This is a genomic window from Aneurinibacillus sp. UBA3580 (assembly GCF_002375825.1).
Lineage (GTDB): Bacteria > Bacillota > Bacilli > Aneurinibacillales > Aneurinibacillaceae > Aneurinibacillus > Aneurinibacillus danicus.
The window spans coordinates 300-2,393 of the sequence record NZ_DFMZ01000005.1 but is presented as its reverse complement, the minus strand read 5'-3'; the positions used below and the strand labels follow the sequence as shown (position 1 = coordinate 2,393).

General features: G+C 46.2%; 3 protein-coding genes. 2 read left to right on the top strand and 1 reads right to left on the bottom strand.

Features of this window, described 5'->3' with window-relative positions; translation table 11 throughout:
• Positions 1 to 420, bottom strand: a 420-nt coding sequence (locus B2899_RS00985; protein ID WP_286883372.1) for a hypothetical protein, incomplete at its 3' end; no start/stop codon positions are given.
• 282 nt (positions 421 to 702) lie between these two features.
• Between B2899_RS00985 and B2899_RS00980 the strand changes: the two genes are divergently transcribed.
• Both B2899_RS00980 and B2899_RS00975 read left to right on the top strand, forming a co-directional pair.
• Positions 703 to 1,659, top strand: a complete 957-nt coding sequence (locus B2899_RS00980) for a MerR family transcriptional regulator (RefSeq protein ID WP_170230387.1) — start codon at positions 703 to 705, stop codon at positions 1,657 to 1,659.
• Positions 1,660 to 1,672: 13 nt separating this feature from the next.
• Positions 1,673 to 2,068, top strand: coding sequence for a hypothetical protein (locus tag B2899_RS00975; protein WP_146812173.1), 396 nt, complete (start codon positions 1,673 to 1,675; stop codon positions 2,066 to 2,068).
• The last annotated feature ends 26 nt before the right edge of the window (positions 2,069 to 2,094 follow it).

Below are 2,094 nucleotides of genomic sequence, written 5' to 3'. Positions count from 1 at the left end.
GCGCTCTTCCGCTTCGCGCTCTTCACGTTCTTGCTGCCGCCGGCTTTCCTGGTCCCGTATGTACTCCTGAATCGGTGGCTCGTCCGGAATTAACGGAAATGGAAACGCATCTTTATTTTGCTTCCGTTTCCGTCTCTGCACGGATGGAGAGGTCGCCGGTTTCTTCTCCCGCAGAATACGAGTCCCAAGCGACTTCGAAGATTTGCGCTGCTCCACGGCCCGCTCAACTGTCCGTTTTGGATAAATGTTTGCCGTCCGTATCGTCAGGTGCTTGTTGGCAACCGGAATCGGAGCAACCTGCGGCTCGGATTCCTCGTATTCTTCTTCATAGATTTCAGATTCCACACGCTCTTCGTTTTTGTCTTTCGCGTACTCTTCTGCCAGAAGCCACTGTTTGAATCGTTCAAGCCAACCTTTCAAAGCGTCTCTTCCTTTCTTTCTCCGCTTCTTTCGCTTCTCCCTACAAAACGCCGAACCGCCCGGTGTTCTAAGCGGCATAGTATGGTTCTCACTTATTGTATTGTAGCATGATTTCTTGTTTTTGCTAGGTTGGATGAGAAGACAAAAGAAGCTTTGCTATTTTCTAATATCAAGGCTATACTGTATAATTAACGTATAATAAAATTATAAAAAAGTTCTATACTCAGTGGAAAACACCCTTGTCTTGCCTGCATGCATGAATTGCACGAGAGGATGTCCACGATGAACAATATACAAGGGAAATACAATATTAAAGCAGTTTCCAATCTGGTAGGCATCACTACCCATACACTGCGTGCCTGGGAACGGCGATACGGCATAATTGAACCGAAAAGAACGGAATCCGGTCACCGTCTATACACCGAGGAAGACGTCGCTACACTGCGCTGGCTGAAAGAGCAGGTAGAGAAGGGACTCCATATCAGCAAAGCGGTAGAAATACTCAAAGAAAAGCAGCAGGCATATTCATCACAACCTGCGTTTGTCCTCATCCGTCAGGAAGCGGACCCCCTTCCTTCTTCACAAAAAGAAGACACGATGTCTCTGATAAAGGTACAGCAGGAACATTTAATTCACGCCCTCCTTTCCTTCAATGAAGCAGATGCGCATGCTATTCTCGATCGATCTATGGCCATCTGGCAGCCGGATGACGTTCTGCACGATATCATCATTCCCGTATTCATCGAAATCGGCGACCGCTGGGAGAAAGGCGAAATTACGGTAGCGCATGAACATTATGCCAGCCAGCTGCTAAATCAGCGCATTCAGCCATTCTTCCGCTATACAAAAATTAACCCCACCATGCCGCGCGTACTTACCATGGCGGGACCGGGTGAACAGCATACCATTGGAATTACGCTATTTTCGCTATTCTTACGCCAGCATGGACTCGATGTATATTTTCTCGGTGCCGACACTCCGCTTGATAGCGTAAGACAAATCGTTCCGGAGCTAGTCCCTGAGATTATTTGTATTTCTATTACCCTGAAGGAAAATATACCAAAGCTTCGCCAGCTAATTGAGGACATTCATACTGCATATCCGACGATTATTTTCGGGGTAGGGGGAAGAGCAATGGAGAGCTATTCCTTGCCGGAATCCCTCAAACCATATTATATTGGATATACAAGAAATGAATGGGAAAAGTGGCTGCGCCGAATACTTGAAAACAGAGCGTAAGGAGGAGAATCCAATGGGGATACGGTCGGCTTACTTGCTGCTTTTTTTGCTATGTTTCGGCGTTCTGAGCGGATGCACGGAATACGGAACAAAAGCAATCGAATCTGTAACTGAAAACGAATTTAAAGCGACGTACGAATCATATAACAAGACGGTCACCAAAAAGATACCATCCATTCCGGACACAGTGCTTGCCATCCAGGTCCAGGAACTTCAATTCAAAAAAGGCAAAGTCACAATTAAGGTAACCGATCCGAATGGCAAAGAAGTGTTTAAACAGGAATTTGAGCCGGGGACCTACCAGGATGGTTACGCTGTTCATTTTGATCAAAAAGGCGACTATGAAATGACCTTTACGTTCGAGCACGTCGAAGACGGAAAACATCTCATTACTTGGGAAACCGATTAATCAATAAGAAAAACTCGCGGGCATTG